Annotated in this window: 15 protein-coding genes and 1 pseudogene; 7 read left to right on the top strand and 9 right to left on the bottom strand. The window is 72.3% G+C overall.

The window, feature by feature from the left end; genetic code table 11:
* The first annotated feature begins 210 nt into the window (after nt 1–210).
* On the top strand, nt 211–3,135 hold the full coding sequence (locus IE242_RS05945; RefSeq protein ID WP_189855881.1) for an FAD-binding and (Fe-S)-binding domain-containing protein: 2,925 nt from the start codon (nt 211–213) through the stop codon (nt 3,133–3,135).
* Here IE242_RS05945 and IE242_RS05940 read toward each other — a convergent pair.
* A complete protein-coding gene (locus IE242_RS05940) occupies nt 3,095–3,787 on the bottom strand; it encodes a TetR/AcrR family transcriptional regulator (protein ID WP_229858234.1) in 693 nt (230 codons plus the stop codon). The two genes, IE242_RS05945 and IE242_RS05940, sit on opposite strands and share 41 nt — an antisense overlap.
* Nucleotides 3,788–3,895: 108 nt before the next feature.
* Between IE242_RS05940 and IE242_RS05935 the strand changes: the two genes are divergently transcribed.
* The 3 genes and pseudogenes from IE242_RS05935 to IE242_RS39045 all read left to right on the top strand — a co-directional run bounded on the left by IE242_RS05935 (nt 3,896) and on the right by IE242_RS39045 (nt 6,386).
* Nucleotides 3,896–4,900 (top strand): NAD(P)-dependent alcohol dehydrogenase, encoded by a 1,005-nt coding sequence (locus IE242_RS05935; RefSeq protein WP_229858231.1) that lies wholly within the window; start codon nt 3,896–3,898, stop codon nt 4,898–4,900.
* 102 nt (nt 4,901–5,002) lie between these two features.
* A complete protein-coding gene (locus IE242_RS05930; RefSeq protein WP_189855877.1) occupies nt 5,003–5,965 on the top strand; it encodes a DUF4232 domain-containing protein in 963 nt (320 codons plus the stop codon).
* A gap of 21 nt (nt 5,966–5,986) precedes the next feature.
* Nucleotides 5,987–6,386: pseudogene (locus IE242_RS39045) on the top strand (transposase).
* On the opposite strand, the gene IE242_RS05915 reads toward IE242_RS39045, so the two are convergent.
* The gene (locus IE242_RS05915) at nt 6,383–6,778 is read right to left on the bottom strand and encodes a VOC family protein (protein WP_189855873.1); all 396 of its coding nucleotides are present in this window, start codon (nt 6,776–6,778) and stop codon (nt 6,383–6,385) included. The pseudogene IE242_RS39045 and the gene IE242_RS05915 overlap by 4 nt on opposite strands.
* Nucleotides 6,779–6,853: 75 nt before the next feature.
* Here IE242_RS05915 and IE242_RS37370 point away from each other — a divergent pair, with 75 nt between their 5' ends.
* Nucleotides 6,854–7,180 (top strand): DUF6281 family protein, encoded by a 327-nt coding sequence (locus IE242_RS37370; protein WP_308436756.1) that lies wholly within the window; start codon nt 6,854–6,856, stop codon nt 7,178–7,180.
* On the opposite strand, the gene IE242_RS05910 is transcribed toward IE242_RS37370, so the two are convergent.
* On the bottom strand, nt 7,167–7,439 hold the full coding sequence (locus tag IE242_RS05910) for a hypothetical protein (RefSeq protein ID WP_189855871.1): 273 nt from the start codon (nt 7,437–7,439) through the stop codon (nt 7,167–7,169). The two genes, IE242_RS37370 and IE242_RS05910, sit on opposite strands and share 14 nt — an antisense overlap.
* Nucleotides 7,439–7,711, bottom strand: a complete 273-nt coding sequence (locus IE242_RS05905) for a hypothetical protein (protein ID WP_189855869.1) — start codon at nt 7,709–7,711, stop codon at nt 7,439–7,441. The genes IE242_RS05910 and IE242_RS05905 overlap by 1 nt, the downstream gene beginning before the upstream one ends.
* A 148-nt stretch (nt 7,712–7,859) precedes the next feature.
* On the opposite strand from IE242_RS05905, the gene IE242_RS05900 reads away from it, so the two are divergent.
* On the top strand, nt 7,860–8,108 hold the full coding sequence (locus tag IE242_RS05900) for a GntR family transcriptional regulator (RefSeq protein ID WP_189855867.1): 249 nt from the start codon (nt 7,860–7,862) through the stop codon (nt 8,106–8,108).
* A 3-nt stretch (nt 8,109–8,111) separates the two neighbouring features.
* Here IE242_RS05900 and IE242_RS05895 read toward each other — a convergent pair whose 3' ends face one another.
* The 5 genes from IE242_RS05895 to IE242_RS05875 form a co-directional block, all read right to left on the bottom strand.
* Nucleotides 8,112–9,044, bottom strand: a complete 933-nt coding sequence (locus IE242_RS05895) for an EamA family transporter (protein WP_189855865.1) — start codon at nt 9,042–9,044, stop codon at nt 8,112–8,114.
* 76 nt (nt 9,045–9,120) lie between these two features.
* Nucleotides 9,121–11,463, bottom strand: a complete 2,343-nt coding sequence (gene secD, locus IE242_RS05890) for a protein translocase subunit SecD (RefSeq protein ID WP_229858226.1) — start codon at nt 11,461–11,463, stop codon at nt 9,121–9,123.
* Nucleotides 11,464–11,547: 84 nt separating this feature from the next.
* A complete protein-coding gene (locus tag IE242_RS05885) occupies nt 11,548–11,970 on the bottom strand; it encodes a hypothetical protein (RefSeq protein ID WP_189855860.1) in 423 nt (140 codons plus the stop codon).
* An 81-nt stretch (nt 11,971–12,051) separates the two neighbouring features.
* Nucleotides 12,052–12,825, bottom strand: a complete 774-nt coding sequence (locus IE242_RS05880; RefSeq protein WP_189855857.1) for a response regulator — start codon at nt 12,823–12,825, stop codon at nt 12,052–12,054.
* A gap of 2 nt (nt 12,826–12,827) precedes the next feature.
* Nucleotides 12,828–13,856, bottom strand: coding sequence for a sensor histidine kinase (locus IE242_RS05875; protein WP_189855855.1), 1,029 nt, complete (start codon nt 13,854–13,856; stop codon nt 12,828–12,830).
* Nucleotides 13,857–14,431: 575 nt separating this feature from the next.
* On the opposite strand from IE242_RS05875, the gene IE242_RS05870 reads away from it, so the two are divergent.
* On the top strand, nt 14,432–14,761 hold the full coding sequence (locus tag IE242_RS05870; RefSeq protein WP_189855853.1) for a TraR/DksA family transcriptional regulator: 330 nt from the start codon (nt 14,432–14,434) through the stop codon (nt 14,759–14,761).
* The last annotated feature ends 39 nt before the right edge of the window (nt 14,762–14,800 follow it).

Here is a 14,800-nt window from a genome sequence, read left to right as displayed (position 1 = left end):
CGGTTGTCCGTCCGGTCTTCCGTCCAGTCTCTTTCTGGCGAGAGCCGACACCTATGCGCAACTGGGCGTCACTATATGAGAGTTCGTGATCGACTTGGGAAGATTCTGCTCCTCTTCTCGCGATCCGATCAACACCTACAGGAATTCGGCCAGCAGCCGACAGCTGCCGCCCACGGGCGAGTGACGCCCTGCTGAGGCCATGCTGAACACATGAAGGATCTCCGGGAGTCTCGGGAAACGCGGGCCGGGTCGCGCGCCGAGCTGCAGGCCGAGCTGCAGGCCGAGCTGCAGGCCGAGCTGCGCGCGGCCGTACACGGCGAGGTCGCCTTCGGCACGACCGCGCGGGCGCTCACGACCATGGACGCTTCCAACTACCGCCGGGTCCCGCTGGGTGTGGTGTCCCCCATGGACGCGGCCGACATGGCGGCGGCGCTGTCCGTGTGCCGGGAGCATGGGGTGCCGGTGGTGGCACGTGGCGGGGGCACATCGATCGCGGGCCAGGCGACGGGCACAGGTGTGGTTCTGGACTTCACCCGTCACATGAACCGGATCATCGCGCTGGACCCGGAACAGCGCCTCGCCGTCGTTCAGCCGGGCCTGGTCCTCGACCGCCTCCAGGAGGCCGCCGCCCCGCACGGCCTGCGCTTCGGCCCCGACCCGTCCACCCACAGCCGCTGCACGCTCGGCGGAATGATCGGCAACAACAGCTGTGGCTCCCACTCGGTGGCCTGGGGCACGACCGCCGACAACGTGGAGGAGCTGTCGGTGATCAGCGGCAGGGGCGAGGCGCTGCGCCTCGGCCGGAACTGGGCGGGCGCCCCGGACGGCCTGCGTCCGCTGGTGGGAACCGCGTTGAGCCCTCTCCGTACGGGCTTCCCGGACCTCCCGCGCCGTATCTCCGGCTACGCGCTGGACGCCCTGCTGCCGGAGAACGGCGCGGACGTGGCCCGCTCGTTCTGCGGCTCGGAGGGCACGCTGGGCCTGCTGTCGGAGGCCGTCGTACGGCTCGTCGAGGCCCCACGCGCGCGTGCGCTCGCCGTGCTGGCGTACGCCGACGAGAGCGCGGCGGCCGAGGCGGCGCCCGGTCTGCTGCCGTACAGCCCGCTGACGGTGGAGGGCATGGCGGCGGACCTGGTGCCGGACGGCGGCGCGGGGCTGCCCAGGGGCGGGGCCTGGCTGTTCGTGGAGACGGGCGGCGACTCGGAGGCGGAGGCACGCGCGCGTGGGGAGGCGATCGTCCGGGCGGCGGACGCGCTGGACGCGCTGGTGGTCACGGACCCGGCCGCCCAGCGCACGCTGTGGCGCATCCGCGAGGACGCGTCCGGCACGGCGACCCGGATGCCGGACGGCACGGAGGCATGGCCCGGCTGGGAGGACTGCGCGGTCCCGCCGGCGCGGCTGGGCGCGTACCTGAAGGACTTCCGCCTCCTGCTCGCCGAGTACGGCCTGCGCGGCACGCCGTACGGCCACTTCGGCGACGGCTGCATCCACGTCCGCATCGACTTCGACCTCCTGACGGAACCCGGGGTGGCCCGCTTCCGCCGCTTCTCGGAGGAACTCGCGGACCTGGTGGTCTCCCACGGCGGTTCGCTCTCGGGGGAGCACGGGGACGGCCAGGCGAGGGCGGAGCTGCTGCCGCGGATGTACGGCCCCGAGGTCATCGATCTCTTCGAGCGGGTGAAGGGGGTCTGGGACCCGGACGACCTGCTCAACCCGGGAATGCTGGTCCGCCCGTCCCCGCTGGACGCGAACCTCCGCTTCGCCGTCCTGCCGCGCGAGCCGGTCGACGTCGCCTTCGGTTACCCGGAGGACGGCGGTGACTTCGGCGCGGCCGTACGCCGCTGCGTGGGCGTCGCCAAGTGCCGTACCACGACACCTGGTCCGGGTGGCGTCATGTGCCCGTCCTTCCGCGCGACCGGCGAGGAGGAGCACTCCACCAGGGGCCGCGCCCGGCTCCTGCACGAGATGCTGGCGGGCGAGGTGGTGACCGACGGCTGGCGCTCGACGGAGGTCCGCGACGCCCTCGACCTGTGCCTGTCCTGCAAGGGCTGCCGCTCGGACTGCCCGGTCGGCGTCGACATGGCCACGTACAAGGCGGAGTTCCTGCACCACCACTACGAGGGCCGGCGCCGCCCGGCGGCGCACTACGCGATGGGGTGGCTGCCGAGGTGGCTCCGCCTGGTCGCCCGTACGCGCTCGGCCGGGCTGTCCAACGCCCTCGCGCGCGTGAGGCCGCTCGCGGCCCTCGCCAAACGGCTCGGCGGCATCGCACCGGAACGGCAGATCCCGCACCTGGCCCGGGAGCCGTTCACCAGGTGGTGGGCGCGGAAGGGCGGTGCCGACGCTGACCGGGGCGGCCGGGGCCAGGGCCAGGTGGTGATCCTCTGGCCGGACACGTTCACGGAACACCTGTCGCCCTCGGTGGGCCGGGCGGCCGTACGGGTCCTAGGGGCGGCGGGCCTGACGGTCGAGCTGCCGCCGACGGTGCGTGGGGGCGGTGTCTGCTGCGGCCTGACGTACATCTCGACGGGCCAGCTGGACCGCGCCCGTACGGTCCTGCGCCGCACCCTTGACCTCATGGAACCGGTCCTGGACACCGACGCCCCGGTCGTCGTCCTGGAGCCGAGCTGCGCGGCGGCGCTCCGCTCGGACCTGCGGGAACTGCTGCACGACGACCCGAGGGCGGCTCGACTGGCGGCGCGCGTACGGACCTTCGCGGAGACCCTGGAGCAGTACGCCTCGCACTGGACCCCGCCCCGCGTCGACCGCCCGGTCACCGGCCAGACCCACTGCCACCAGCACGCGGTCCTGGGCGACGCGGCCGACCGACGCCTGCGCGAAGCGGCGGGTCTGCACGGCGAGTTGGTGGACGGGTGCTGCGGCCTGGCGGGCAACTTCGGCTTCGAGGCGGGGCACTACGAGGTCTCGACGGCGTGCGCGGAGGAGCGACTGCTACCGGCGGTACGCGCGGCGACCACGGGCACCGGCGCGGTGGGCGCGGTGGTACTGGCGGACGGTTTCTCGTGCCGCACGCAGGTGGAGCAGCTGGCGGGGGTGCGGGCACGGCACCTGGCGGAGGTACTGGCGGAGGCTCTCAGCACTCGCGGCGGAGCTCCTTCGGGAACGGCCCGCTGAAGTCGCGCAGGCGGACCGCGCTCGGCGGGGGCAGCGCACCGCGGGCGGGCTCGGCGCGGAACGCTTCGAGGAGGTAGGCCACCAGCCGCCCGGACGCCGCGCCGTCCCCGGGCAGCGCCGCCACCAGACCGCAGTTGGCCAGCAGCATCACGAGGAGGTCCGAGGGGTGGAAGTCGGGCCGTAGAGCGCCCGCCGCCTGGGCCCTGCGGACCAGGGTGGCGAAGGCCCGTTCCCCGTGTTCACACGCCCGTGTGTGCTCCTGCGTGGTGTCCGGGAAGGCGAGGAGGAACGCGGCGGGGAACCCCCGCTCCTCCTGCTGCAGCGCGCAGACCGTCTCGATCAGCCGCCGGAAGCCGTGCCACGGGTCGGGGTCGTCGACGGCCTCCGCGAGCACCCGGCCGCACAGGTCCATCTGCCGCGCGAAGGCGGCCCGCACCAGGTCGTCCCGGGTCGGGAAGCGCCGGTACAAGGTCGCCACGCCGACTCCGGCCCGCCTGGCCACGGTGGCCATCGGCGCGTCGATACCGCGCTCGGCGAACACCTCGCGGGCGGCGGTGAGGATCCGCTCCCGATTGCGCCGGGCGTCCACCCGCAGTCCGTCCGTCACCTCGCCGTCAGCCGCGGTCCGAGAGGCGATCCGAGAGGATCCCACCGCCACTGTCTCTCACCTCCGCCAGAAGTGGATGGTTCCGTCCACTTGGCAACCTACCGTCGGTGCCAGGTCCCCGCGGGGACGACGCACGCAGCGAAGGTGACGACGATGAGCCAGACGATGAAGGCCGTACTGTTCGACCGCTTCGGCGGCCCCGAGGTGCTGTACGTGGGGCAGGTGCCCCGCCCCGAGCCGGCATCGGGCGAGGTGCTGGTGCGGGTGCGCGCGCTCAGCGTGAACGGCGGCGAGCTGACGGCCCGGTCCGGGCGGGCCGCGCTCCTCACCGGCAGGAAGTTCCCGCAGCGCATCGGTCTCGACTTCACCGGCGAGGTCGTCGCGCTCGGCCCCGGCGAGAGCGGAGTCGGGCCGGAGCCGGGGACCGCGATCCGGATCGGCGACCGGGTGTGGGGCGTACTGGGCCGCACGGCCTTCGGCAGCGCGGCCGAGTACGTGACGGTGCGTCCCGACCGGCTCGGCCGGGTGCCGGACGGGCTGGACCTGGTGGCCGCCGCCGCACTCCCGGTGGGCACCACGGCCATCACCGCGCTCCGCGACAAGGCCGCCCTGCGCAGCGGTGAACGGCTGCTCGTACGGGGCGCTGCGGGCGGTGTGGGCAACGTCGCCGTGCAGCTCGGCCGGGCCCGCGGCGCCGAGGTCACCGCGCTGGCGCGCGCCGCGAACCTCGACTTCGTCCGCGAACTGGGTGCGCAGCACGCCGTCGACCATCGCACCGTCCGCCCGGACGACCTCGGCCGCTTCGACGTGGTGCTCGACACCGTGGGCACCGGTCTGCGCACCTACCGCCGCCTGCTGAAGCCCGGCGGACGCATGGTCACGATCGCCCTCGACCCGTCGCGTCCGGCCGCCTCTCTGGGCTACCTCGCCGCCAGCGCCGTCCACGGACGGGGCCGGGTCCGCTTCTTCAGCGGCAACCCGCGGTACCAGCTCTTCCACGACCTCGCGCACTACGTGGAGAACGGCCGACTGCGCCCGGCGGTGGACACGGTCTTCCCCCTGGAGAAGATCGGTGACGCGCACCGGGCCCTGGAAGCCGGGGGAGTGCGGGGCAAGTACGTGGTGCGGATCGACCAGGGCTCGCGCGACGGGACGTGAGGCTGCCACCGGCCCCCCCTGTCCCCCTCCTGTGACACCCCTGTGACGGGAACTGTGATCTCCGTCGCACGCGCGGGGTCCGCGCCCTGATGGGATGACCGGATGCGCAGACCCGCACCCTCCCGCCCGGCTCGCGCCGCGGCTGCCCCCTTCCTGCCGGTTCTGGCCGCGACCGCCCTGCTGCTCACGGCGTGCGGGACAGAGCACGCGGGCGCCGGGAGCCCCGGCGCCGACGCGGCCGCGTCGCAGTCCGGCACGCCGGTCGACGATCCGGGCAAGGACGGTGTACGGATCACCTCGCTGACCCTCCCGACGGCCTCCCCCTCGCCCACCCGCAGCTACTCGGTCTCCGCCGACGGCGTCGCCACGGGCACGGACTCGGGAGTCTCCGCCGGCTACGAGGTCACCAACGAGGGCACCGAGCCCCTGACCTACTCCGTCGTCTTCACCTTCCTGAGCGCCGACGGCGGGGCCATGAGCAACCAGACCGAGACCGTGCGCGACGTAGGCCCCGGAGAGACCGTGCGGGGCACGGTGCGGGCCGGGGTGCTGCCGCCCACCACGCCACGGGTGACGCGGGCCGAGGTGCTCGAAGTGACCAAGGTCCCGGCGGGCGAGGCCCCGGCCGACCCGGACACGTGCCCCGCCTCCGGGGTCCGGGTCTACGCCGACGAGGGCGACGCGGCCATGGGACTGCGCGTCGTGGGCCTGCACCTCGACAACTGCGGCACGCGTACCTACACCGTCGAGGGCTACCCGCTGCTGGAACTCCTGGACGACGACTTCCAGCCCGTCGACGGCGTCGAGATCCTCGACGGCAGCGACGAGATCACCACCGGCGTCGGACCCGATGGCCCGCCCCGACCGGTCACCCTCGAACCCGGCGAGTCGGCGACCGCCGGCCTGGTCTGGCGCAACACCACCGGGTTCGGTACGGCGGTGAACGTGCCCTACGTGCGGGTCCGGGCGAGGGAGGGCGCCGACCCCGTGATGGTGACCCCGCACCTGGACCTCGGGACGACAGGGAAGCTGGGGGTCAACTTCTGGGCGAAGGCGAAGGGCTAGGCCGTTTCTTCAGATCATCTGATTGTTGGTCTATGTGTGTCGTTGGCTGACGCTCAGTGGGCGAGGATCGAGCCGTTGCTGCCGGACCGGACTCCGAAGCGGGGTGGGCGGTGGCGGGATCACCGGCAGGTGATCGACGCGATCGCGTTCAAGTACCGCACCGGGACACCCTGGATGGACCTGCCGGAGCACTTCGGCGTGTGGCAGGGCGCCCACAACCGGCTGCGGAAAATGGGTCGCCGACGGAACCTGCGAGAACACGGTTGAACGGTGCATCAACAAGATCAGGCAGTGGCGCGGTCTGGCCACCCGATACGGCAAGACCGCCACCATCTACCTCGCCGGACTCCACATCGCCGCCCTCTTCATCTGGTCGGGGAGGGGATCCGAAAGAGCTCGCTCCAAGCGACACGCGGTCTAGTCCTGCGGTGCCAGGGTGCGCACGACGTCGAACTCATTGCCCTCGGGGTCGGCCATGACCACCCAGTTCCGGTCTGGACCCTGGCCCACGTCCGCCCTGGTGGCGCCGAGGCCGAGCAGTCTGGTCACCTCGTCCTCGGTGCTGCCGTCGATCGGGCTGACATCGAGATGAAGCCGGTTCTTGACGGTCTTGCCCTCGGGTACACGGATGAACATCAGGGTGGGCGGCATCTGGCGGGCCCGGACATCCTCGACAGTCGGGACCCAGGAGCCGATCTCGACCTTGCCCTCGCTCCGGTCGATCACCTTGAAGTCCAGGACCTCGCACCAGAAGGCCGCAAGAGTCTCCGGGTCGTGGCAGTCAATGGTCAACTCGGTGAACCTGCTTGTCATGCTTCTCCCAGATAGAGCGGACGGGGCTCAGCGTAGGTCGCCCGCTCGACAGATTCGAGATCTTTTTGACCGGGGATATCAGCCGGACTGGATCCGGAGGAAACCACCTGGACCGAGGAAACCACCTGGACGTACTCGGACGTTGCCGCCGAGGCCGCCGAGTTCACGGTCGGTGACAAGCTCGGTACGGCCACCAAGCCGCCGTGCGACGACACATCGGGCGACGGTTCCGACGGGGAGACGCCGACCACGACGACCGCCTATGCGGTCGAAGGGGTGGACCCCACCGTCGCCATCACGGTGGACGACGCCCCGGACCTCCTCCTGGTCGCCGTGCCGACCGACGGCGGCGCGGCCGAGGGACTGCCTCCGGAGGTCGAGAAGCTGCTCAAGGACTCCTGACGCCGCCCCGGCTCTCCGCGATCCGCAGCGCGTCGCGCAGCGCCTCGGTCAGACACTCGGCGAGGTGGCGGAGGTCGCCGGACGGGGCGTGGGGGAGCAGGGCGTCGGCGTGCGTGAGGAGTCCGGCGCCCATGTCCAGCTGGACGGCTTCCGTGGTGTCGGCCAGCCGGGACACGGGCCCGCCGGGGTCGTCGGTGATCAGGTAGCAGGACTTGCCTTCGGCACCGGGCCAGGGCAGCAGACGTGCGGGGCGCTCCATCACGCGACCTCCATCGCCATCGCCAAGTGCATTCGGTACGGGGTGGGGGTGCGCTGTTCGTGGGCGAGGAGGTAGGGGCGTACGGGGTTGTGGGCGGCGCCGTCGAGGGGGGTGTCGAGGCCGTAGGGGCTGCGGTGGAGGGGGAGGGGCGTGGCGGTGGGTACGGGGGGAGCGGTCGGGTGTGTGTAGTGGTGCGGAGTGCGACGGTGCGCTCCGCGCGGGTACAGGAGGAGGCTCACCCAGGCCGTGAGGCGGCCGATAAGGTCGGTCATGTCGTCAGCTCCATGTCTGGTGACCGTGCCCCCGGACGGCTTGCCTCCGTCGCGGGGGCTTTCTTCGGCTCACCGTATCCCATGGAGTCTAGGCATGCTAGGGCTTCTATGAATCGCTACGAGTGCCAAGTGTGCGCATGCTGGAACAGTGATCGAATTTGTTCCCGACATCCCCCGCTGGCGCCAGGTGGCCGAGGTGGTGCGTGCCCGTATCGCCGACGGCACGTATCCGCCGCGCACGCGCGTCCCCTCCGTCGTGCAGCTCACCGCGGAATTTGGGATCGCCAACGCGACGGCTCACAAGGTGCTGCGAGCCTTGCGTGAGGAGGGGCTGACCTACACCGAGCCGGGCCTCGGCTCTTTCGTGGCCAAGCGCCCCGAGCAACCTACGGAGTAGCCGTCACCGCTTCGCCTGCGTCCGCACCGCTCCCATACTCGCCCCGATGACCAGGGCGATCGCGAGGGCCTGGAGGGCGGAGAGGGTCTGGTCCAGGATCAGGAAGCCGGCGATCGAGGCGAGGGCCGGTTCCAGGGTCATCAGGACGGCGAACGTGGAGGCGGGCAGCCGTCGCAGGGCGATCAGTTCCAGGGTGTACGGCAGCACGGACGACAGGATGGCCAGCGCCGCGCCCAGCGCGAGGGTGGTCGGGTCGAGCAGCCGCGTACCGGACTCGAGGAAGCCCAGCGGAGCGATCAGTACGGCCGCGACGGCCATCGCCAGGGCCAGCCCGTCGGCCTGGGGGAAGCGGCGCCCCGTACGCGCGCTGAAGACTATGTAGGCGGCCCACATGGCTCCGGCGCCCAGCGCGAACGCGGCGCCCACGGGGTCGAGGTCGTCGAAGCCGCCCTCGCCCAGCAGGAACACGCCGCCGAGGGCGAGCCCGGCCCAGACCACGTTGACCAGCCGTCGCGAGGCGAGCACGGACAGGGCGAGCGGGCCGAGGACCTCCAGCGTGACGGCGGGGCCGAGCGGGATACGGGCGACCGCCTGGTAGAAGAGGCCGTTCATGGCGCCCATGGCGATGCCGAAGGTGATCACCGTGCCCCAGTCGGCCCGCGAGTGCCCGCGCAAGCGAGGCCGACAGACGACGAGCAGCACGAGCGCGGCCACCACCAGCCGGAGCGTCACCACGCCCACCGCCCCGGCCCGCGGCATCAGGGTCACCGCGAGCGCGCCGCCGAACTGCACGGAGACGCCCCCGGCGAGCACCAGGCCGACCGGCCCGAGGGAGCCCAGGCCCCGGAAGCGGCCGGTGGGGGCGGCTTCCGGTGCGGCGGCCGTGGCGGCCGCAGTGGGCGTGGCTGCGGACTGGTCGGCGCTGGGGGTGTTCAAGAGAGTCGTCCAGGGATCGGAGTGGCGTCATTTCGTTCACTGCGCTGGACTTCTCGAATCAGATCAGTGCACTAAGTCAGGCGCGTGAACCTCCTTCGCAGCTTACGTCGCTCCGGTGCCGGGCCGGGTGGGATTTCCGTGGCCGCGGCGCTTTCCGGCCCGTGTGCAACTCGATGGTGAGGGGCGCGGCGGTGAAGACGGAGGAGTAGGTGCCGACCGCCAGGCCGATGAGCAGCGCGAGGGCGAAGTCGGTGAGCGCGTCGTCGGCGAGGACGGCGAGGGCGGTGATGACGAGGGCCGCGCCCATGCCGGTATTGACGGTGCGGGGCAGGGTCTGGAGGATCGCCTGGTTCGTCAGCCGCGGAAGCGATGTGGTGCGGTCGCGGCGGCCGAGGAGTTCCCGGATGCGGTCGAAAAGGACGACGGAGTCGTTGACCGAGTAGCCGATGACGGTGAGCAGGGCGGCCAGGAAGACCCCGTCGAGGGGCTTGCCGAGCCAGGCGAACACCCCGATGAGGATGATCACGTCGTGGGCGAGCGCGCCGACGGCCGCGGCGCCGAACGTCCAGCGGAAGCGGACCGCGAGGTACAGCAGCTGGGCGCCCAGGGCCAGGCAGAGCGCGATGAGGGCGTTGCGGCGCAGCTCGTCGCCGAGGCTGGGGCCGATCAGTTCGTCGCGGACCTTCTCGGTGCCGTTTTCGCCGAGTCCGCTGATGGTCTCGGTGACGGTGGCCGCCTCCGCGTCGGTCAGCTTCTCGGCCCGTACGGTGAGCCCGTCGTCGCCGGAGGACTGGACGACCGCGCGCGGGAACCCGGCGTCGGTGAGGGCGGTGCGGGCCCGGTCGGGGTCGACGGGGCTGCCGGTGGAGTACTCGATGAGCCGGCCGCCGGTGAACTCGATGCCGAAGTCGAGACCGCGGACGAGGATGCCGGAGCCGGCCAGGACGAGGACGGCGGCGGAGGTGGCCAGCCAGCGGCGCGGGCGGCGCATCAGGAAGGGCTCGCGGCGCAGCAGCCGGTCGCGGACCCAGCCGGTGCTCGCGATGCCGGTGAGGCGGGGGCGGCGATGGACCGCGGGGCGGCTCGCGGCGAACTCGGCGAGCACCCGGGTGATGAGCAGGGCGCTGACCATGGAGGCGAGGACGCCGATGCCGAGCGTGACGCCGAAGCCGCGCACCGGGCCGGAGGCCAGGAGGAACAGCAGGGCGGCGGCGATCAGCGTGGTGATGTTGGAGTCGGCGATCGCGCTGAGGGCGCCGCGGAATCCGGCCGTCAGCGCGGAGCGGGGGCTGGGGCGGCTGCGGGCGGCGTACTCCTCGCGGGCCCGTTCGAAGGTCAGGACGTTGGCGTCCACGGCCATGCCGATCGCCAGGACGAACCCGGCGAGACCGGGGAGGGTCAGTGTGGCGCCGAGCGCGGCCAGGGCGGCGTAGGAGATCAGGGCATAGCAGGCCAGGGCCACGGTCGCGAGCAGGCCCATGAGCCGGTAGACGGCGATGATGAACAGGGCGGTCAGCGCGGTGCCGATGACGGCGGCCCAGGCCGCGGCCGAGATGGCGGCGTCGCCGAGGGTGGCGCCGATGGTGCGCTGCTCGATGGTCTCGAGGGGGACGGGCAGGGCGCCGCCCGAGATGAGCAGCGCCAGCTCACGGGCCTCGGCGTCGTCGAAGGAGCCGGTGATCTGGGTGGTGCCGCCGGGGATGCCCGCCCCGCAGGACACGGAGGGATCGACCTGCGGCGAGGAAATGATCTTGTCGTCGAGGACGATGGCGACGCGGCGCTGCGGGTCACCGGCCGGATGGCACGCGGCGTCCGCGGTGACCTTCGTCCAGCGGTCGCGGCCGGTGTCCGTGAAGTAGACGGTGACGTGCCATCCGGCACCGCCCTGCTGGTCGAAGCGGGCGTCGGCGCCCTTGACGTCCTGGCCGGTCAGGTCGGCGGTCTTCAGGCGCAGGGGCTGGCCGGACTCGTCGGGGAGGGTGCGTGCGGCGGCAGGGTCGGGCTGGTCGGCCCGGTCGGTCTTGTCTGTCCTGTCTTTCTCGGCCGTGTTCTCGTCCGCGCCGAGGACCGCATGGACGGTGAGCTGTGCGGTGCGGCCCAGTACGTCGGCGGCCTTCTTCGGGTCCTGCACTCCGGGCAGTTCCACGATGATGCGGTGGTCGCCCGAGCGGACAAGGGTCGGTTCGGCGATGCCGAGCGCGTCGATACGGCCGCGCAGCACCTCCAGGGTGCGGTCGGTGGCCGCGCGGTCGGCGGTGGTGGTGGGTGTGGAGCGGGTCTCCAGCACGATCTGGGTGCCGCCGCGCAGGTCGAGGCCGAGGCGGACGGGCGTGGTGAGGGCGATGGCGAGCGACGCGGCGAGGACCGCGAGGGCGAGCAGCACACGCGTGCGCAGGGAATGGTTCCGGCGTTTCAACACAGGCCTCCGGCAGGCATGCCGCGGCGGCGGCGCGCGGCCGCGACGGAAAGAGGACGGAAAGAGAAGGAAGGGGGGTGTGTTGCGTCAGGTGCCAGTGGGTGCCGGAGGTGCCCTGTCGCGGTTGTGAGCCGTACGGCCGGGGGAGGCAGGCGGGAGTGCGGAACGCGCCGGGGTCCGCAGGGTGGTGGCGGACGGGACGACGGTGGTGCCGTGAGCAGCGGTGGCGTGGTGGTCCGACGGGGACGGGCGCTCACCGAGGTGGTCGAGGCGGGTCCTGGCCGCTTGGGCGGTGCAGCCGGTGACACACGCGTCGTCCGCGCGGGGGCCGCTGTCCGGTGGCTGAACTCCCGTGGTCGCCGCCATGGAAGCGGCGTACGCGCCGGTCGCGGGCCCGGGTACGGGCACGGGCGTCGGCGTCAGCAGGACGGCGATGAGGGCGAAGAGTGCGGCGAGCGTCGCGGCGATCCGGTGACCACGGTGGGGGACGGTGCGGGGTGCTGGGCGCATGCACCGTCCCTTTCGTGGTGGGCGTGGTGGGCGTGGTGGGCGTGGTGGGCGTGGTGGGTGTGCGAGGGGGAGAGGCGGACGTCAGGGCTCGATGAGGCCCGCGCGGATGGCGTACCGGGTCAGCTGCAACCGGTCGTGCAGGCCGAGCTTCTGCAGGAGGTTGGCCCGGTGGCGGTGCACGGTCTTGACGCTGATGAAGAGGATGTCGGCGATCTCCTTGGAGGAGTGGCCCTCGGCGACGAGCTTGAGGACCTCCTCCTCGCGGGGGGTGAGGAGGTGGTCGGCATTCTCCTCGCCGTGCCGGACCCGGTCCAGGTAGTTGCGGATCAGCGCGGTGATCGCGCCGGGGTAGAGGAACGGCTCGTCGCGCATGGCGGCCCTGCAGGCGGCGATCAGATCGCGGTCGGCGACGGACTTCAGCACATAACCGCAGGCTCCGGCCTTCAGCGCCTGGAACAGGTACTGCTCGTTGTCGTGCATGGTCAGCATCAGGATCCGCAGGCCCGGCTTCAGCGCGATCAGTTCGCGGGTGGCCTGCAGCCCGGTGAGGCGGGGCATGGCGATGTCCAGGACGGCGAGGTCGATGTCCCGGCCGCGGGCCGCCTCGATGGCCTCGGCACCGTCCCCGGCCTCGGCGACCACCTCCAGGTCCGGTTCCCGGTCGAGGATCAGCCGAACACCGCGCCGGACGAGCGTGTGGTCGTCGGCGAGCAGGATCCGGATCGGCGCCGGGCCGGACGGGCTCGGTGCCGAGGCGACCGGATTCGGTGTCGAGGCGACCGGATTGGGTGCCGAGGTGGCCCTATTCGGTGTCGAGGCGGCCCGATTCGGCTCGGGCAGGGTCGGGTCGGGCATGGTCAGGACTGCTTTCTGGGGACGGGCGTGGTGAGGCGTATCCGGGTGCCGGTGCCGGAGCCGGTGCCGGTCTCGATGCCGGTGCCGGTGCCGGTGCCGGTCTCGGTGCCGCTGCTGGTGCTGGGCGCGGAGGTGATGTCCAGGTCGGCCCCGGCGAGCAGGGCCCGCTCCCGCATCCCGCGGATCCCCGCGCCCTCGCAGGCGGCCTCGATGCCCCGGCCGTCGTCGGTGATCTCCAGCAGCACCGCCTCGCCGGCGCGCCGCAGGCCCACCTCCACCCGCCCGGCGTCCGCGTGGCGGGCCGCGTTGGTCAGGCTCTCCTGGGCCACCCGGTACAGGACGAGCTCGGTCTCCCGGTCCAGGGCGGGCAGGCCGGTGTCGAAGCGGCGCACCACATGCAGCCCGGTGTGGGTGGCGAAGTCCTGTGTGAGCGAGGTCAGCGCGCTGACCAGGCCCAGGTCGTCGAGGACGCCGGGCCGCAGCCGGCGCACCAGCCGGCGGACCTCGTCCAGGCTCTCCCGCGTGATCTCCTGGGCCTGCTGCAGCTCCTCGCGCAGCGGCTCGGGAGCGTCGTCCGCGGCGCGCTTGAGGACCAGCAGGATCGCGGTCATGCTCTGCCCGACCTCGTCGTGCAGTTCCTGGGCGATACGGCGCCGCTCCGCCTCCTGGGCGACCAGGGCCCGGGCGCTGGACGTGGCCCGTTCGTGCTCCAGCCGGTCGAGCATGGCGTTGAACGTGCGGATCAGCTCGGACACCTCACCACCGCCCCCGGAACCGGGTACCGGTAGCCGCTGACCGGGTCGCAGCAGGTCGACGGTGGTCATCAGCCTGGTCAGCCGGTCCAGCGGGGCCAGCCCCCAGCGCAGCAGCGCACCGTTGGCGACCAGCATGACGGCGAGACCGCCCACCAGGATGACCGCCTCGGTCAGCAGGATCGGCACCGAAACGGTCACCGGAGCCCACAGCAGCAGGGCTGTGGCGATGCCCAGCACCACTGCGTTGAGCCCGAAGATCCGCCAGAACAGTGACACCGGGGGAGCGCCTCCTTCATGCGACGCGACATTGATCTCCTCCACTGTCGGTCATCGCACACCCCGGGGGAGCGCCGCGGCCTCAGGTCACGACCGATCCTGCGTCCACCTTGTCCCGTGCCACCGCGCGCGGTCGATGGGGCACGACCCCCATATCCGGGACGTGGCGTACCCATGCGGCCGTCGGGTACGCCACGTCAGTGCGTCCTGTCTCGCACTGATTCACTCCGTTACGTCCGATCCCGTGCGCCCCGTCCTGACCCATGCTGTTCCGCCCCGACCTGTGCCGTCGCCACATGGTCACCGCGGTCCCGTGCGAATGGGGTCCGTGCCCGATGGGTTTCCGCCGCAGTGCGGACCAAAGTTGCAAGTGATCAAACCGATCAAGCAGGCCGAGCAGGCCGAGCAGGCCGAGCAGGCCGAGCCGATCGGGACCGATCAGGCCGACCAAGCCGATAAAGCCGTCCGGTTCCGCCGGAGCTCGCCGTCGTCCGGACCGCGAGCCGCCGGACCGGGCGGCCACCGCCACGCGCCCCGCGCCCCGCGCCCCGCGCGCCCCGAGGAAGGACCTCACCATGTCGCTCGACACCTCCCGGACCGGTTCCCGCCCCGGACGGGTGACCGCCCACGACGCCCGCCAGCGCCTCGAACACGCCCGCAACAGCCGGATGGCGCAGCTGCAGGCCCTCGACGCGACCGGCCAGAGCGCGGAGGACCACCTGATGTCCGCGCAGGCCGACGCGATCCGGCGGGTGCTCGAGGAGATCGACGAGGCGTTCGCCCGCATCGACGCCTGCACCTACGGCACCTGCCTCGGCTGCTCCAAGCCCATCCCCGCGGAACGCCTGGAGATCCTCCCCTACACGCGGTACTGCGTCGCCTGTCAGAGCCGCGCCGCCGCCTGAACGATCAGCCTTCCTCTCCCGCCCTGCTTCGAGGGGTGA

Source organism: Streptomyces poonensis, assembly GCF_014650915.1.
Classification (GTDB): domain Bacteria; phylum Actinomycetota; class Actinomycetes; order Streptomycetales; family Streptomycetaceae; genus Streptomyces; species Streptomyces poonensis.
The sequence above is the reverse complement of the archived record's forward strand: the minus strand, read 5'-3'. Positions and strand labels throughout refer to the sequence as shown.